Origin of the sequence: Oceanobacillus limi (genome assembly GCF_900111445.1) — a bacterium.
In the GTDB taxonomy this organism is placed as follows: Bacteria; Bacillota; Bacilli; order Bacillales; family Amphibacillaceae; genus Ornithinibacillus; species Ornithinibacillus limi.
The window spans coordinates 57527-74184 of the sequence record NZ_FOHE01000016.1 but is presented as its reverse complement, the minus strand read 5'-3'; the positions used below and the strand labels follow the sequence as shown (position 1 = coordinate 74184).

Genomic DNA, 16658 nt, shown 5'->3' with positions numbered 1-16658 from the left:
GAACGTTGATTTCTTCGGTTGAACGTTGATTCCCACGGGCTGAGCGTTGATTTATCCGGTTGAACGTTGATTCTTACGGGTTGAACGTTGATTTCTTCGGTTGAACGTCGATTCCCACGAGCTGAACGTTGATTTCTACGGTTAAACGTCGATTCTTACTCGCCGTACGTTGATTTATCCGGTTTAACGTCGATTCTTTCACACCGAACGTTGATTCCTCCCATTCAAACACTGATTTCACCCAGACTGAGGACCGAACCCCACTTCTTAAGAAACGCCTCCTATCCAACAGCTAATTCCTTCCTCATGGAGACTACTCCCATACCAATTACACACGCACACTTACTTCTAAGCAGCCATACAATATCCTAGATAAGAGCTAAAGGATATGATGTTATGCTTTTCTATACAGGTTTATTGCTCCTAGTTATTGCTGTTAGTTTAGATGGGTTTGGGGTAGGTGTTTCCTACGGGATGCGAAAAATCCATGTACCATTAAGTGCTTTGTGTATTATTATGCTTTGTTCTGGCATTGTCGTTTTGACTTCAATGTCATTTGGAAATATGATCAGTTCTTTTATTTCACCTGAAATTGCAAATATGCTTGGTGGAGCAATTCTAATTACGCTGGGGATCTTTTCCCTGATAAACACTATTCGCTCTCAACTTCAAACAAAAGAAATAGTGAATGAGGAAGTCAATGAAGACTCTACAAAATTAAATAATCTAAAAACCGTGCTTGCAACTCCTGATAAAGCAGACTTAGATCAATCCGGGACCATTTCTGCTAGTGAAGCATTTTTATTAGGAACGGCTCTAGCACTAGATGCATTTGGAGCAGGAATTGGTGCTGCTATAATTGGTTATAGTCCAATACTGACTGCAATTTTAATTGCGTTAATGAGTGGAGTGTTTGTACGCTATGGCATTAAAATAGGGGTTATTTTATCGAATAATAAAAAGATGCAACGGATGTCATTTGTTCCACCAGCTTTATTAATTGCACTCGGAATATTGAATTTAATTTAGGTAGTTGAATGTTAATAGCGGAACCATGATCCAGCAGATTGATTAATACGGATCCTGGTTCCGTTAATAATCTATTATCCGAGGAATGCTAATGGAAAGGAAACAAGTAGTGAAATGAGGATCCCAACCCCTGAACAATAAGAGCACTGTTTACGATAAAAAGGAACGAGTAATTGATTTGTAGAAAGGTTTACTAATTTATTCTTTCTACCCTGATAAAAATGGCCAAACATATCTTGAGATTGGACCATTTTATATTATTTATGCTTACTAGAATTTTCAACATGGATTTTCGGTTCGTAATCACTTATAACTTCTAATGAACCATCCGAAACTGGATACATATGATGTTCTAATTCTACCATTTCACCTATCCATCCCGTCTTTTCAATAGAATCTAGATAGCCTGAGTTAATAATTTTATAAAAATCGATCCTGTTCACTGGTGAGGTTTTTTTGTTATGATGAGCTTCTTGAATGAGATCCACGAGAGAATCTGATTCTACTATTTCATTTGTAAAACGGTAAGACCAAACATAATCTCCAATAATTTGTGATGATTCATCACATACTATGTCAACTTTAACTCCGACTTCATCCGTTATTGAAATTCTTAACCCTCTTTCATCAAATGTAATACAGTGATTATATACTCTGCCAATTAACATTATGTTGTTAGGTCGCCAAACTTGAAGCTTGGGATACTTTTTCATATAAATCCTCCCCCTCCTTTGTTCGTATAAAAAAGTAATTCATCAAGTATCACCAAATTTCCTTCCTTATTCACTTGGGAAAATTTTCTTTAAAAAAACTATATAAAAAAACTTTCCTACTTTCATAAAAATAGCCCTTCAAAATTAAGGGGCTAAATTGGGGGTCTATTAATTTATCCAGGCACCAGTTAGATTCGTCTAATGGTACGTATTCTTTTCTTATTTTTAGATACTGCTTCAATACGTCAATAACTTACTTTTTATCCTGTGATAATCATGTTCCTTGAAATATATTCCAAGCCATATGTAACTGGACCTAAGTATCCATCTTGTTACACCCAGCAATTACTACTTTGCTTTTAAAGCGCTTTAACTAATCCGCCATCCACAAGTAATGATTGGCCAGAAATATACGTATTCGCACTACTTGCTAAAAAGACAATCGCGTTAGCAAATTCCTCTGGCTTCCCATACCGCTTCATCGGAATGTTATGCTCCGCCTCTTTGGTTAATTTTTCTACGGGAACTCCTAGATTCTGCGCTTTTATCTCATTCAACTCCAATATTCGATCGGTTTCAATTGTGCCAGGTCCTACTGCATTAATCAGGATATTGTCTTGTCCAAATTCTTGTGCCAAGCTTTTCGTCAATCCAGCGACACCGGGACGAATCGCATTCGACAATAATAATTGATCCAGACTTTGCTTCATCGAGGATGATGCTAAATTCACAATATGTCCTTGCTGCTGTTTTTGCATGTATGGAATAACCTCTCGAATCGTCCGAACAAAGCTTAGTAAATTCAGTTCAAAGGCGTGGTACCAATCCGCATCATTCATATCTAGAAAGCTTCCTGCAGGGGGCCCACCAGCATTATTAATTAAGACATCAACAGTACCGTTCCAGTTAACTGCCTTTTCGACCAATGCTTTTATATCAGCCGCTTTTTTCATATCACACACAATATAATCAACATTCTCGTTTCCTGTTTCTTTACGTATGTTTGTAACAGCTTCTTTAAGGGTTGCGGCATTCCGGCTACTTATTAAAACATGTGCCCCCTCCATTGCGAAAGCAGTCGCTGTTGCTTTTCCTAACCCTTTGCTAGCTGCTGTTACAATAACCGATTTCCCTTGTAATCCTAAGTCCATTTCTATCCCTCCGTTTGAAAACATGAAAAAATAATCCTTCCTACATAAAAATATAGGAAAGATTGGATTGACATATTACTTGTACCGAGTGTGTATATTATTTTTCTTATAGGTTGCTTTCTGAAATTCTTCAACCTCCATTGATAGGGCCAAATATCGAGATTGAAATAACTCGGAAAAGTGATTTTCTATTTGTGCAAAGACCTGATCACAGGCATGTTTTAGTACAGCTTCGTCTCTCCCTGCACCGATTTTCAATGACACATGAACAAATGCATCATCTGCACCAGTTCCATCAGCGACGACATAGTTGCTCAACTCGATTGCACGTGAACGAATTCCACCAATTGGAAATACATCTCCTTGTTCGATCAATGTTTCATTTATTTTTTGCAGAAGGTTCGGTATATTTCCTTCACTCCTCAAGTTATTGGTGTACTCAACAATCACATGTGGCATTCTATCAACTCCTTAGCTATGAAATACACGATCACCGACAATGCTATTTTCAAGTGATCCGACTCCTTCGATTTCCGTAACTACCTTATCCCCCTCTTTTACATTAACTGTTCCTTTTGGAGTTCCAGTGAGAATGACATCATTCTCTTGCAATGTCATAAAACTGCTTAAGTATTCGATTAAATACGGAATATCAAAAACCATATCCTTTGTGGAGCCATCCTGTGTAAGCTCCCCATTTACAAACGTTCGCATCGAGAGATTCATTGGATCCGGAACATCCTCTTTATCTACCAAATAGGGTCCAATTGGTGTTAATGTATCACGATTCTTCACTGCTAAATTGGGACGATAATAATTTTCTAAGTAATCCCGGATGGCGTAATCATTCGCAACGGTATATCCCTTAATATAGTCATAGGCTTCTGCTTTACGAATATGCTTAGCTGTCTTGCCAATAACAACCGCTAACTCACATTCATAATGCATCATTTCTACCCCTGCTGGTCGACGCGTTTGTCCCCTGTGGCCTACCAAGGTGTTCGGCCCTTTTAAAAATACGAGAGGTTCTTCCGGGGCCTGAAAGCTTATTTCGCTTGCGTGATCTGCATAATTCAATCCTAAGGCAAAAATGGTTCCGAACATAACGGGTGGTAGCCATACAACAGAATCGGGATCTACTCGTCTTCCATCACGAAGTTTAACCTGACCTTCTACTTCAATTGCATCATGTATGGCACCAAAACAAGCAACACGAGCATGCTTCACAGTGCTGTCCCTCCCGTCTCATGGACAAACGTATTTTCTAGTCGTCCAACTTGGTCAATCTCGATACGTATGGTATCCCCATTTACTGCGATCGGTGGATTATGCGGAACACCAACAAGTAACATATCTCCCTTATACAAAGTCATGAATTCCGTAACATCTGCCAATAGCTTTTTAATTGGTCGTACGAGATCTGTTAAATTTTGTACTTGTATCAATTCATCATTTTTAAATGTCCAGATCATTGATGCTTCTGGATTGGAAACCACATCTTTATTCATAATCCATGGTCCCACCGGGCAAAAACCATCCCGAACCTTATTTTTTATATTTGGTCGATAAAAATTATCATGAGGAACGGTCACATCATTGACAACCGTATACCCGCCCACATATTCCATTGCGTTTTCTTCTGATAGACGGGTCGCATTTTCCCCCATTACAACACCGAGTGTTGCGTTTATTTGAACTTCGGATACATCCTCTGGTAAAACTACTTCATGTAGGTGAGCATTAATAGTATTTCTCGGTTTCACGTATAAAACAGGACGATTTGGTTTGGTCAAATAAGGTTTCTCATGAAAGGTTTCCTTCATGGCATCCAATTGTTCATTGACGTTAAAAATTGTCCCATAAATCATCCCATTGACTGGAGATTGCCAGGGAATCGCTGTGTCTGCATAGCTTTTTCCGTCCCAAACTACTTGCGAATCACCAACTAATATATTTTGTTCCTGCTCAAAACCAGAAATTCTCGCCCTTGCTTGATACATAAAGATTCACCTCGTCTTTTTAAACCAATTCCAACAAAAGCTTATTCGGACTTTCGATTAGTTCATTAAAACGATTCGTAAATTGAACCGCATTTGCTCCATCTGTTACACGATGATCAAACGAAAGGGACATTGTCATGATTGACCGTACAGAAATTTCATCATTATCCATGACAACCGGAGCTTTTTTCGTTTTATGAAATGCAATAATGCTTGTTTGTGGATGATTAATGATTGGTGTTGCTCCAATTCCACCTAACGGACCGACATTGCTAATGGTAAAGGTTCCACCGCTCATCTCCTTGACGGTTAACTTCCCATCCTGTGCCTTTTTCGTTAAGGCCTTCATTTCTGTGTGGATCGTACGAAGTGATTTTTTATTGACGTCACGTAGGACTGGAACGAGTAGTCCGTTATCCGTATTCGTCGCAAGCCCAATATGATAATTCTTATGTAGTCGAATAACCTCATTTTCCTCATCGAGTTGGGCATTAAAAACAGGAAATTCTTTTAACGTAAGTGCAATTGCTTTTAAAAAGAAGGCAGCAACAGAAATCGATTCACCGGCATCTTTTAATTCAGCACGTAATTTCATTAATTCGGTTAGATCCGCTTCATCATAATGAGTAACATGAGGTATCGTTGTTAAGGATTCGGTCATTTTTTTGGCTATTTGTTTGCGAATCCCTGTAAACGGAATCGTATCGCTAGCTACTGTTTCGGTTATGGAATCACCTGAATCGGAAGGTTGAACAAAATGCTCTGTCGGAACGTTTGTCGCTGTTTTTTGTTCGACATACCGATAAATATCTTGATCGAGTACCCTTCCATTCGGACCGGATCCTATTACTTGTTCAATATCAACGTCATTTTCACGTGCTATTCTGCGTGTATGTGGTGCAGCGATTATCCGCTTCGGAGGTTTCTTCTGCTTCTTTGCTTGAGGTTGACTTGGTTTCGTCGGTTTCTCTGGTACCGATACAGCCGCAGAAACCTCTTTTTCTGATGACGCATAGGTTTCTTCTTGACCAGTATTAATTTCAAGTAATGTTGATCCTATCGTAACCGTAGTTCCAACATCATAATGAATTGTTTGAACCTTACCTGATACAGGAGATGGAATTTCCGCCACCATTTTATCGGTTTGCATTTCGACAAGTGGCTGGTCCGCTGTGACCGTATCTCCTACTTTTACAAAATAATTGATTATTTCCCCTTCATTCATACCTTCACCAATGTCATGAAACTTTACTTCAACCATCTTCTCACCTCCATTATCCTATTCCTTCACTTCCCATTTTGGGCTGCGTGTGCGCGTATAAAAATTATTCCGATGCCTTTGTTGCTCTAAGCGCTTCTGACATTTTCGATCGGCTGCCTCTAACGTTGTTATCACATCGAGATTTGCTTGCTCATAGATTTCTAATAACGTTCTGTAAATGGTCTTTGTTTTTAATAAGACTCGTTCTTTATTTGGTCCATATAGTTCATCTGCTACTTGAATCAAACCACCAGCATTAACGATATAGTCTGGTGCATAGAGAATCCCTTTGTCGTGTAAATCCTTTGCATGCCGACGATCTTGTAATTGATTATTAGCAGAACCAACTACTGCTTTCACCCTTAACTGGGAGATTGTATGATCATTTAGTATCCCACCAAGCGCACATGGCACAAAAATGTCAGCATCAGATTGATAGATTTCTTCTGCACTTACCGTCGTAAGCGGAGCCCCTAGCTCGGCAGCTCTAGCTTCAATTGCAGTAATTGCTTCTTCATGAATATCGGTTACAATTACATGAGCACCTGCTTGTAACAACTGTTCTGTAAGCTTAAAGCCTACTTTTCCTAACCCCTGTACAGCATAGGTTCGATCAGCAAGTGTTTCGTTACCAAATAAAAACTGATTGGTTGCTTTTAATCCGTAGATCACGCCTTGTGCTGTTGGAACGGATGAATCCCCACTTCCGCCATATGCTTCTGGTATCCCGTTAATAAAATTTGTCTCCTTTGTCGCCTGGACAAAATCATCCATTGTCGTCCCCATATCTGTACCTGTATAAAATCTTCCATTCAATGAATCTACGTATTGTCCAAATGCACGAAATAAGGCGGATGATTTATCTTTTTTTGGGTCCCCTATAATGACTGCCTTTCCACCGCCAAAATCAAGGTCAGCTGCAGCACATTTATACGTCATCCCTTCGGATAACCGCAATACGTCCTCCAATGCCTCATCAACCGAGGCATAGGGATACATTCTTGTACCACCAAGCGCTGGTCCAAGCGTTGTATTATGAATGGCAATTATTGCTTGTAATCCTGAGGCTGGGTCATTGCAAAAAACAACCTGCTCATGACCAGCAATCTTTTGAAACATGTCCGGTTCAACTTGTGTTTTCTTCATCAGTTGTTGATTCAAGATGAACTCCCTCCATTCAGTAGACATTGCGCTCAAATGGTATTTGTCACTAGCGCAATGGGTTCAATATTTTACGTTGTATCTATTGATGGTAAGTTTCCCTACCTTAGAATTTCGTTGCGGTCAGCTACCTGAAAATGTTCGATTCATCTACAGGCCAGTGGGGATGAAGCCCCACTGATTGAAGATTCTCCTATTAATTCACTCCAGCACCATTTTGCATTTGTCGATATTTCCCCTCGTAAAATGCTAAAGGTTCTCCGTCTGTTATTTTTATATCGGTTACCTTTCCAATATAAAGGGTATGGTCGCCTGCAACGACGGAATCATGAACCTCACAAGTCAAGTTAGCAAGGGACTCCTTGATTGTAGGCATGTCATTGAACCAGTTAAAATCTATCTCTCTACTCTCTTGGTTTTGCCCAGCAAAATAAGCGGAAATATCTTTTTGCCCTTCATTTAAAATACTGATAGCAAATTTTCCAGTATTATTAATGTAATCAATCATGTTTGCTTTATGATCAATCGAAATTAATACAAGTTTAGGATTCAAAGAAACCGACATAAATGCGTTCGCTGTCATACCATGGATTTCTTCACCAAACTGGGTTGTAACAACCGTAACCCCCGTAGCAAACTTCCCCATTGCCTTTCGAAACGTCTGATCGTCCATAAATATACCTCCTCTATAGGGACTCTTTATATCTATATGACAAAGGTTGGCTTATGCTGCTTTAATTTGCCCGGTTTTTGTTTCACTTCCTCACCTGTAAAAACATCCAACACCGAAGAAGCCTCATTAAACCAACTATCAGGAGCTTCATGTCCCCAAAAAGTTTGCCGCATCGGATCATTGATATCCCAACGGATCGGTTTAAAGTCGGGGTCACTCGTTAAATAATCTCCACTGTAAAGCTCGATTCGATGGCCATCGGGATCGCGTAAATATAAAAAGAATGCATTGGATAATCCATGTCGTCCAGGACCACGTTCTAAACTTTCTCCATATCCCATGGATGCGAGCACATCACATGTATGAATAAGGGATAACTGATCTGGCAACCAAAAACCGATATGATGAAGTCTCGGACCAAGTCCATTCATAAAGGCAACATCGTGAACATTTTGCTTCCGATGTAACCATGCAGCCCAAATATTTCCTTCTGGAGTGTCTGTGTACTCGGAACAAGCAAAACCTAAGTGCTCTTGATAAAAAGCATAGGCTGCTTCTACATCTGGAACACCACAATTAAAGTGGTCAATACGTTGCATGCGTGATCCCTGGTAAAGGTCATAGCGTTGCAAAAGACGTTCAACAGGTTCCATTTCTGCAAAAAACTCAAGCGGTAATCCCGAATTGTCCTGAACTCGCAATGCTCTACCTACAGCATGCTGTTCCCCTTTTTCTAGCCACTTCGTCGGATAACCTTTATCTTCAAACATGTGTGATAACGTTTCCAAATCCTTGTTAGAAGAAACTTTATACCCAAGTGCTTCTACTGCTGGTTTTTCCGCCTTCTTCAACACAAGGCTATGGTGGGTATGTTCTTCCAGACCACGCAAGTAAATATGATTTTCATCTGCCTCCGTTTCAATAAAACCAAGTGCATCTACATAAAACTTACGCGAAGCTTCTAAATCCGTAACGTGTAGAATCGCTCTTGCGCAACGGATAATATGATAGTCCAATTGTTCCTCCCCCTTTGTTTGTACTCGTTATTCCTATCGTTGGGATAGGTGGTGTTACGTATTTGACCCATAACTTCCCGGGTGGGGCGCTCATCTCCCCTGGTGGGGTGCTCGACTTCCCCGACGAGGCGCTTACCCTCATTTATTAAACTTGAACACTACTAGATTTTTTCAAGAAATTATCGACGTAATCTTTGTAAGTGTCCTTATCATAGTTATCAAAATACGTCATTCCCATTTTCACTGGATCACCAAAGAAATAGTATTCATAATGGGTTTGTCTGCTACCAAATGCACTCATGGTCATATCCCACGCTAATCGGAACAATTGAACACGTTCATAGCCTTCTAAATTTTTCCCTTGTAATCCACGATGGATTAATGGACCGATCTCGTCATGGTTAAAGTCTGCTTCTGTTGGGATTCCCATTAGGCCAGAAGCTCCAATAATGCGAACAATTTCGGACAATCTAGGATAGATACGTGGATACCAGTTGCGTGCAGCATCTAATGCAGCATAATCTGGTGTCATCGTTCCAGAGCTATCAAGCTTGGCGTTGTGCTCTGCACGATACAAATGGGAGCGCATGGCTTCTAGAGTCAGCATAATTTCCGTACCTTTGTCTTTCACATGCTGGAACTGGTCAATTCCAATAGCATCCATAATACTTAGTGCAACTCCAAGGACAAATTCTGTCTTCACAATATTTTTCGAAACCACCTGATGGGCCATGTGTACCACAGCATTTGTTTCTCTGAAAGTGCGATTACATACCGAAGAGTTTCCACAAACGAAGACGCGCTCCCAAGGAACAAATACATTCTCAAACGAAACAATGGCATCTCCTTCTTCAAACCGGGCACTTAGTGGGTGATCCCAATCATTTTTTCCGTAATCAAAGGATTCTCTACTAATATATTTCAAGCCTGGCGTATTATTAGGAATTGCAAATGCTAATGAATACGGGTCATCAAGCTCTCCAGCTTTTTTCACCGTCGATGGGAATACTAGGATCTCGTCGGTAATTCCGCCTTGTGTTGCTAATAATCGGATTCCGTCTACAATAATTCCATCATCACGTTCCTCGACTAAATGCAGGGCGACATTTGCATCCTTTTGCTGATGCTGCATTTTGGCACGATTTACTTGCGGGTGAATTAATGTATGGGTTAAGCTAATATCATTTTCCCGGGCATACTCATAGTAATTCCGCGCATTTTCAGCAAAACGAGGATCTGCTTCTGCGAATAAACGGTTGTTTACGCCCATTGCCATTACTTCGGCATTCAAATAATCAGGCGATCTCCCCATCATTCCGCCAGAAGTTCTAGCCCACTCCGTAATGGCTTCTCGGCGAGCGATTAAATCCTCTACGGTTTTCGGCTGTAAAAAGGTCATCCCGACTTTTTCTCCTGTTGTTGGAGAGGTGTACAACATTTTGTCTTGTTTTTCATGTTGTAGATCATACAAGTTTGCCATGGATTTGATCACGTTCTTAAAGGCAGGATGCTCGGTCACATCCTCCACTCTTTCTCCATGGATATAAACATTATTTTTAGCTTCTTTTAAACGACTAATATATTCCTTCCCTGTTTTTGCTGGCATTTTGTTTTCCCTCCTTATTTTTTCTTCTTTCCAAACTGTGGTATAGGATGATCACCAATAGCTACATGAATAGCCTTTGGTTCGGTGTAAAATTCGAAAATGGCAAAGTGGCCTCCTTCACGACCTATCCCACTTGCTTTCATTCCACCAAATGGAATGCGTAGATCGCGTACATTTTGTGAATTCACCCAAAGCATTCCCGATTCAACTGCTTGTGCTACTCGATGACCACGCTTCATATCGTTCGTCCAAACATACCCTGCAAGTCCATAATCAACATCATTAGCCATATCAATTACTTCTTCTTCGGTTTCAAATTCAATAACCGCCATAACCGGACCGAAGATTTCATCCTGGCAAACTTTCATGTCGTTTCTTGCATTCAGTAGTAATGTTGGAGGAACAAAATTACCTTTTTCCAGTTCCTGTGAAACACTTCCTTGAATAACTTCACAACCTTCTTCTTTTGCTAATTCTATATAGCTAGTAACCTTTTGAAAATGACCACGGTCAATCAGTGGACCAAGCTCCGTATCATCAGCCAACGGGTCACCAATGCTAATGTTTTGGACACGTTCTTTTAAGGAAGCAATGAATTTATCCTTTATGTTTTTGTGCAAAAAGACCCTTGAATTCGCTGTACAACGTTCGCCATTGAAGGAAAAAATTCCCCAAACTGCTGCATCCAACGCTTGTTCCATATCGGCATCGTCAAAAACAATTAATGGTGATTTCCCTCCAAGTTCCATCGATGTTTTCTTCAATGAATCGGCACTATTTTTTATGATTCGCTTCCCAGTAGTTGTTTCACCAGTAAAGGAAATCGCTCTTACTTTTTCATGTTTAACAAGTGCTTCCCCAGCTGTTTCCCCAAGACCATGTACGACATTAAATACTCCCTTAGGAAGCTCTGCTTTATGAATGATTTTGGCTAGAATATTTGCTGATAATGGAGATAGTTCAGCCGGCTTCAAAATGACCGTATTTCCAGTAGCCAGTGCAGGTGCAACCTTCCAGGTTAAAAGCATAAACGGTGCGTTCCAAGGAGTTATTAACCCAACAGCACCTAAAGGCTGATAAACCGTATAATTCAAGAAATCGGCATCTACTTGGTACGCATCCCCATGCATACGAGACTGCACCATTCTGGAGTAAAATCGAAAATTCTCGGCACCCCTTGCAGCCATTTTCCTTGTTTGGCTTATCGGCAAGCCCGAATCAAGCGATTCCAAATGGGCAATTTCTTCCGCTTCCTCTTCGATGAGGTCGGCAATCCTTTCCATATATTTCATTCGTTCTTTAAGCTTCATCGTTCCCCATGGTCCATTTCGGAACGCTTCATCTGCAGCAGAAACTGCTTTCTCAATATCTGCTTGATCCCCTTTAGAAACAAGATTCGTCACCTTATTCGTAAATGGGTTTTTATTTTCAAACCGTTCCATCGAACTCGCTTCTACAAATTCTCCGTTAATGTAGAGCTGGACATTTTCCAATTGTTTATGTTCCATATGATCACCCTTTTTAAAAAACTACTTATCCAAAGCCTAATTAACCTAATTCGCAGCTACATCTTCCTGAATTAATTGATAGGAAATTAATGTTTCACGTATCTCTTCTTGAATTTCCTCGGAAGGTACATCTAATGGTTTTCTAAGTATCGGTTTTACTTTCCCCATCATTCCAAGTGCGGTCTTTGCAGGGGCTGGATTTGTATCTCGAAATAGCACATCATTTAATGGCATCATTTTATAATGTAGGTCCTGTGCACCTTTGACATCACCAGCTTCCCATTTATTGAATATATCTGCTACTTCTCTAGGGGCAATATTCGCTGTTGCACTAATATGTCCTGCTCCACCAATTGCCAGCATTGGATAACATAGGACTTCAATTCCTGAATACAAATTAAAGTCTCGACCACAGTGGAGTAATACTTTATTTACATGTTCAAAGTCTTTATTGGATTCTTTAACCCCAATGATGTTTGGACAATCTTCGGCTAGTCTCGCTATTGTAATCGCTTCCAAATTTACCGCTGTGCGACCTGGGATGTTATATAAAATGATTGGAATATCTACGGAGTCAGCAATTGTTTTAAAATGTTTGTATAAGGCGTGTTGGTTGGGTTTATTGTAGTATGGGACAATGACCATGGCTCCATCTGCTCCCATTTCTTGTGCAGCTTTCGTCATGTGGAGTGTTTCCTGGTGGTTTGTTGAGCCTGTTCCAGGTAAAAACGGGACGCTTCCGTTTACAGTTTGACATGCAGTTTCCATTACGTTTAATCGTTCCTCAACAGTCATTGAACTTGGTTCACCGGATGTTCCCGTCACCGAAATGCCATGACTTCCGTTGTTGATTTGCCAATGGATGAGTTCCTTGAATTTGTCGAAGTCAATACTTTCATCTTCATTGAATGGTGTTATTACTGGAGCAATCGATCCTCTAAATCGCTTTTTTTCCTCTTCGTAAGCCACCCAAATCCCCTCCATGTTTATACTAATTTAATTACTATAAATTTTCTGAACAATTAAATCATATATGATTTCAAATATAATGTCAACGGGGAAAATGATACGAATAATTAACGATTGTTGCGTTTTATAGATTGAATGCGACGTAACTTTTTTGTTTCACCTATCATACCAGAGCTATTGGATATAATGATGTAATTACTTTATCAAACCATTTAATACACGAAAGCAACATTTGTTAGTAAACAAAAGAGAACCAGTTTGTTTTAACTGATTCCATTATGAGGTGCGGGCAATTGATCCCCACTTCGTTTTACCGCTTTATCTCAAATTTTGGATCACAACTATATCGGTAACAAGTACTTGTCCGACAAAACAAATTTGTTTCTAAATTAAGCGTAAACGAATTCTTCATTTATATGGCGGTCAATCAATAAACCACCTTGTTATCTTTCATCATCTTCCTCATTTTGTTTAACGAAGCCAATTCGATAAAATAGCTTCCCGCTTCTTAATAAATATAATCCAAGCAGTAAATTAATAATCGTTGTTACGAGATTCTGAACGATAAACATTTCCTGATTACTCGTGTTTACTGTATTGGCAGATGAAACAAATAGCAAATTGGATATTATTTGAAAAGTTCTTGGAATGGCGATAATCATTAGAACCAATCCAGAAACTTTCATAAGTAGTATAAAAAACACCCCACTATGATTATCACTTTCGTCATCCGAATCGTGAAAAGCCCATTGAACCATGGCTTCTCCACCCTTCAACAAGGAGATTCCAATGACAAATAGCAAAATAGGATATATCACTTGAAAGATGAGAGAAAAACGAAAATACCTTAGATCATTTCCTGTCATCAGCTCTGGCTGATTATAAACAGAATAGAATTGATTAATCACTGGAGCGATATGGCTAAAACTCCATATGATTGTTAAGACACCGATAATCTTCAAGCAAGCATGAAAAAATGATTTTGATTGAAACACGAGATTAGCCCCCTTTTACTGGCTCAATAAAGGAAGTATATCCTCCTTCATCTTGAATCATAATTAATTTAAGATAGCTCCTCAGCTTAATACTAACATAATATTCTAAAAACAATCTCAGGATTTTACATAGAAAGTTGCAATTCAATTAAAAATGCATTGTTTAACTCTTGCCCCCTATAGTTGAATAGCATAATTAAATTATTATTCTAATGTCCTCCCAACCATAAACAAGTTCACTTTGCAAAATACTGTGAAATAATGAAATAATCATAATAAGAAAGGTTATTATTGCTACTAAAACAACTAGACCCATAAAGAATGACGACAATGACAGAAAGCTATTTATCACCAGACCTAATGATCCAATTAGAGTAGTTAGTATTGAAATATATGGGTGGTTATATCGTGGTTCTACTTGCATTTACTACATTGTGTGGTCTTATGAGGAAAGAAAAGTGATGTATAGAATTTTTTCCAGTCAAGATGGGGGTTACACGATTTACATATTGCGTTTTCATATGAATCCCTTATAACCTCAATAAAATTCCTTGTAAAACTACAATACTCTTTAACATTATAGTAGCTGTCAAATAGCTTTCTTTCATTGAAGCTAGTGAATTGATTCTCTAACCGTGTAAAATTAAATCTCCTATATAAGTCTAAGTATTGCATATGGCCTTAAAACAATATATGTATGAAGAAGAGTTAAATCTTTGGTGAGGTTATTTTATCAAGGAGCCAATATCATATTCTATAGGTAATTGGGGGGCCATTTAATATTAGTATTGAATAGTTAACTTTTGTAAACATCTAAAAATAAGTAAGAAACAATTTATCATTAATGCTCTAATCAGCCATTTCTATTCATTTCAAGATGCATTAAGTCTATTGTGAATTCAGCCTTTAATAATAAATCTAATCCTAGCAATCCGTTAATATCTTCATAACCAAAGTCATTGAAATCTATTTCAACCATGTTAACTACAAAATCACCAATTTGAATTTGGTCTATTTGTTTTCTAAAAGCATGTTCTTTTCCGCCTACTCCAAAATAGGTTACAATTCGATCATGAAAATCAACTCGAAGATCAATATCTTCAACAACATCTTGTGAGATTAGTGTTCTAGCAGCTCCTGTGTCCAACACCATATTTTCTATCACTTTAATTTTTCCATTAAATTTTAATGTAATATCAACCAAAAGCAACCCGTATTTATACTTAATTTTCATGATAAACGAACCTCCTTAGCCCCATATCTTGACGGACTTCAAGCACAACATTTTCATTAGCAGTATGATAAACTAACTCATCACCTTTTGAATTTAGCAATTCCTTTGTTGCACTTTTCTCGGTTACAGGTTTAATTACCGCGATATCCTCAATAATTTCTTGACTATTTTCAATGTGAGAAGCTAACACTTTTAACTTAACAAATTGATTCGGGTACAACTTTCTAACCTCTGACCATTTCATACTTTTCACAGCCCCTCCTTTTAATACTAATATTATAACACTGTCCTACTATGTGAATAATAAAAATCTGATTTCCCTATTCCACTAACTCTTCTTTAGTTTAAGATCAACATTTCACAATATCAACTTAAATTTCACCATTAAACTCTGAATATGATTATCTGATTAGAACCTTTATTTAACTACATCTATTTACATAGTCTACAATGCAATTTTGAAATCCTTGATATAACAAATTCGCACAGTGAATTCATTTGTGAATCACTGTGCGAATTTGTTAGTGAAATATAGTATGTCTACATCTAAGCAGAACCTTTTCGTTTTTCAATCCCTCTTATGGTGTGATATTCGTTTCTAACTGGTTTTTCCGGCGTTGTTCAAAGTTCTCAGCGGTTCGAATTTTATGGTTTCTAGCAAGCATTTCTAACTTCGCAGGCTCTTCTCCTGATTCTAAATAAGCAATCAGTTGGTGATGTTCTTGAATCGATTCCTTTACACGTAATGAGTAAAGCATGGAACCTGCTCCCCGAATAGCATCTAATCGATTCCAGGTGTTCTTAATGGATTCCAGCAAATAATTATTATTGCATTCCTCACAAATCATTTTATGAAAGGCAGCATTTAATTTGCTAAATCGAATAATGTCGAAATCCTCTAAAGCCTCCTCCATCTTTTTATTCTGTTCTTTTAACTGCTCAATTTTTTCTGGTGTCATGGTTTGAGCACTTAAAACCGTTGCATAACCTTCCAGGACAGCAAGTACGCGCAGGGTATCCGAGTAGTCTGATTCATTCACTTCTGCAACTACAGGACCTACATTTCGTTTATATACAATTAAGCGTTCCGCCTCCAATTGGCGAATTGCCTCACGTACTGGAATGGAACTCGTTTTCATTTCTTTGGCAAGTTGGTCGATTACAATTCGTTGTCCCGGAACATATTCCCTTTCTATAATTCTACCTTTTACGATTCGATACACTTTTTGTTGTTTATTTTCACTCTTCATAATAGATTTATCATATATAAAATAATATATGATGTCAATATAATTATAATTTTCTTTCTATTTACAACTTCTCTAAATGTTTCCTTCTGACC

Annotated in this window: 18 protein-coding genes; 1 reads left to right on the top strand and 17 read right to left on the bottom strand. The window is 38.6% G+C overall.

Annotation, left to right across the window (positions count from 1 at the left end):
- Positions 1-73: 73 nt before the first annotated feature.
- The gene (locus BMX40_RS20380; protein WP_170840819.1) at positions 74-241 is read right to left on the bottom strand and encodes a hypothetical protein; all 168 of its coding nucleotides are present in this window, start codon (positions 239-241) and stop codon (positions 74-76) included.
- Positions 242-396: 155 nt separating this feature from the next.
- Here BMX40_RS20380 and ytaF point away from each other — a divergent pair, with 155 nt between their 5' ends.
- Entirely contained in the window at positions 397-1029 is a 633-nt protein-coding gene (ytaF, locus tag BMX40_RS15210) for a sporulation membrane protein YtaF (RefSeq protein WP_090871453.1), read from the top strand.
- Between the two features lie 257 nt (positions 1030-1286).
- On the opposite strand, the gene BMX40_RS15205 is transcribed toward ytaF, so the two are convergent.
- From BMX40_RS15205 to BMX40_RS15130, 16 genes are all read right to left on the bottom strand, one after another.
- Positions 1287-1742, bottom strand: a complete 456-nt coding sequence (locus BMX40_RS15205; protein ID WP_090871452.1) for a hypothetical protein — start codon at positions 1740-1742, stop codon at positions 1287-1289.
- 359 nt (positions 1743-2101) lie between these two features.
- Complete coding sequence (locus BMX40_RS15200) at positions 2102-2893, bottom strand: SDR family oxidoreductase (protein ID WP_090871469.1); 792 nt, start codon at positions 2891-2893, stop codon at positions 2102-2104.
- 75 nt (positions 2894-2968) lie between these two features.
- Positions 2969-3352: a 5-carboxymethyl-2-hydroxymuconate Delta-isomerase gene (locus BMX40_RS15195; protein ID WP_090871450.1), complete on the bottom strand. Its 384-nt coding sequence runs from the start codon at positions 3350-3352 to the stop codon at positions 2969-2971.
- Positions 3353-3364: 12 nt separating this feature from the next.
- A complete protein-coding gene (locus BMX40_RS15190) occupies positions 3365-4120 on the bottom strand; it encodes a fumarylacetoacetate hydrolase family protein (protein ID WP_090871447.1) in 756 nt (251 codons plus the stop codon).
- Positions 4117-4893, bottom strand: coding sequence for a fumarylacetoacetate hydrolase family protein (locus tag BMX40_RS15185; protein ID WP_090871445.1), 777 nt, complete (start codon positions 4891-4893; stop codon positions 4117-4119). The genes BMX40_RS15190 and BMX40_RS15185 overlap by 4 nt, the downstream gene beginning before the upstream one ends.
- A 19-nt stretch (positions 4894-4912) precedes the next feature.
- Positions 4913-6154, bottom strand: coding sequence for a dihydrolipoamide acetyltransferase family protein (locus tag BMX40_RS15180; RefSeq protein WP_090871443.1), 1242 nt, complete (start codon positions 6152-6154; stop codon positions 4913-4915).
- Positions 6155-6172: 18 nt separating this feature from the next.
- On the bottom strand, positions 6173-7300 hold the full coding sequence (locus tag BMX40_RS15175; RefSeq protein ID WP_090871467.1) for a Leu/Phe/Val dehydrogenase: 1128 nt from the start codon (positions 7298-7300) through the stop codon (positions 6173-6175).
- Between the two features lie 211 nt (positions 7301-7511).
- Positions 7512-7988: a flavin reductase family protein gene (locus BMX40_RS15170; protein WP_090871441.1), complete on the bottom strand. Its 477-nt coding sequence runs from the start codon at positions 7986-7988 to the stop codon at positions 7512-7514.
- Between the two features lie 32 nt (positions 7989-8020).
- A complete protein-coding gene (hpaD, locus tag BMX40_RS15165; protein WP_090871439.1) occupies positions 8021-9004 on the bottom strand; it encodes a 3,4-dihydroxyphenylacetate 2,3-dioxygenase in 984 nt (327 codons plus the stop codon).
- A gap of 145 nt (positions 9005-9149) precedes the next feature.
- Positions 9150-10610, bottom strand: coding sequence for a 4-hydroxyphenylacetate 3-monooxygenase, oxygenase component (hpaB, locus tag BMX40_RS15160; protein ID WP_090871437.1), 1461 nt, complete (start codon positions 10608-10610; stop codon positions 9150-9152).
- A 14-nt stretch (positions 10611-10624) separates the two neighbouring features.
- Positions 10625-12118 (bottom strand): 5-carboxymethyl-2-hydroxymuconate semialdehyde dehydrogenase, encoded by a 1494-nt coding sequence (hpaE, locus tag BMX40_RS15155; RefSeq protein ID WP_090871435.1) that lies wholly within the window; start codon positions 12116-12118, stop codon positions 10625-10627.
- A gap of 45 nt (positions 12119-12163) precedes the next feature.
- Positions 12164-13087 (bottom strand): 2,4-dihydroxyhept-2-ene-1,7-dioic acid aldolase, encoded by a 924-nt coding sequence (hpaI, locus tag BMX40_RS15150; protein WP_090871433.1) that lies wholly within the window; start codon positions 13085-13087, stop codon positions 12164-12166.
- 443 nt (positions 13088-13530) lie between these two features.
- On the bottom strand, positions 13531-14082 hold the full coding sequence (locus BMX40_RS15145) for a hypothetical protein (RefSeq protein ID WP_090871431.1): 552 nt from the start codon (positions 14080-14082) through the stop codon (positions 13531-13533).
- A gap of 853 nt (positions 14083-14935) precedes the next feature.
- Positions 14936-15316 carry a retropepsin-like aspartic protease gene (locus tag BMX40_RS15140; RefSeq protein WP_090871429.1) on the bottom strand — a complete coding sequence of 127 codons (381 nt, stop codon included), beginning with the start codon at positions 15314-15316 and terminating at the stop codon, positions 14936-14938.
- Positions 15306-15560: a hypothetical protein gene (locus BMX40_RS15135; protein WP_090871427.1), complete on the bottom strand. Its 255-nt coding sequence runs from the start codon at positions 15558-15560 to the stop codon at positions 15306-15308. The genes BMX40_RS15140 and BMX40_RS15135 overlap by 11 nt, the downstream gene beginning before the upstream one ends.
- A gap of 334 nt (positions 15561-15894) precedes the next feature.
- A complete protein-coding gene (locus tag BMX40_RS15130) occupies positions 15895-16566 on the bottom strand; it encodes a GntR family transcriptional regulator (RefSeq protein ID WP_090871424.1) in 672 nt (223 codons plus the stop codon).
- Between the last annotated feature and the right edge of the window lie 92 nt (positions 16567-16658).

What these genes read in the sequence shown, in the direction of transcription:
- BMX40_RS15180 (WP_090871443.1), bottom strand. Translation starts at nt 6,154, where the DNA reads ATGGTTGAAGTAAAGTTTCATGACATTGGTGAAGGTATGAATGAAGGG.
- hpaB (WP_090871437.1), bottom strand. Translation starts at nt 10,610, where the DNA reads ATGCCAGCAAAAACAGGGAAGGAATATATTAGTCGTTTAAAAGAAGCT.
- BMX40_RS15200 (WP_090871469.1), bottom strand. Translation starts at nt 2,893, where the DNA reads ATGGACTTAGGATTACAAGGGAAATCGGTTATTGTAACAGCAGCTAGC.
- ytaF (WP_090871453.1), top strand. Translation starts at nt 397, where the DNA reads ATGCTTTTCTATACAGGTTTATTGCTCCTAGTTATTGCTGTTAGTTTA.
- BMX40_RS15205 (WP_090871452.1), bottom strand. Translation starts at nt 1,742, where the DNA reads ATGAAAAAGTATCCCAAGCTTCAAGTTTGGCGACCTAACAACATAATG.
- BMX40_RS15135 (WP_090871427.1), bottom strand. Translation starts at nt 15,560, where the DNA reads ATGAAATGGTCAGAGGTTAGAAAGTTGTACCCGAATCAATTTGTTAAG.
- hpaE (WP_090871435.1), bottom strand. Translation starts at nt 12,118, where the DNA reads ATGGAACATAAACAATTGGAAAATGTCCAGCTCTACATTAACGGAGAA.
- BMX40_RS15170 (WP_090871441.1), bottom strand. Translation starts at nt 7,988, where the DNA reads ATGGACGATCAGACGTTTCGAAAGGCAATGGGGAAGTTTGCTACGGGG.
- BMX40_RS15130 (WP_090871424.1), bottom strand. Translation starts at nt 16,566, where the DNA reads ATGAAGAGTGAAAATAAACAACAAAAAGTGTATCGAATCGTAAAAGGT.
- BMX40_RS15195 (WP_090871450.1), bottom strand. Translation starts at nt 3,352, where the DNA reads ATGCCACATGTGATTGTTGAGTACACCAATAACTTGAGGAGTGAAGGA.
- BMX40_RS15140 (WP_090871429.1), bottom strand. Translation starts at nt 15,316, where the DNA reads ATGAAAATTAAGTATAAATACGGGTTGCTTTTGGTTGATATTACATTA.
- BMX40_RS15175 (WP_090871467.1), bottom strand. Translation starts at nt 7,300, where the DNA reads ATGAAGAAAACACAAGTTGAACCGGACATGTTTCAAAAGATTGCTGGT.
- BMX40_RS15185 (WP_090871445.1), bottom strand. Translation starts at nt 4,893, where the DNA reads ATGTATCAAGCAAGGGCGAGAATTTCTGGTTTTGAGCAGGAACAAAAT.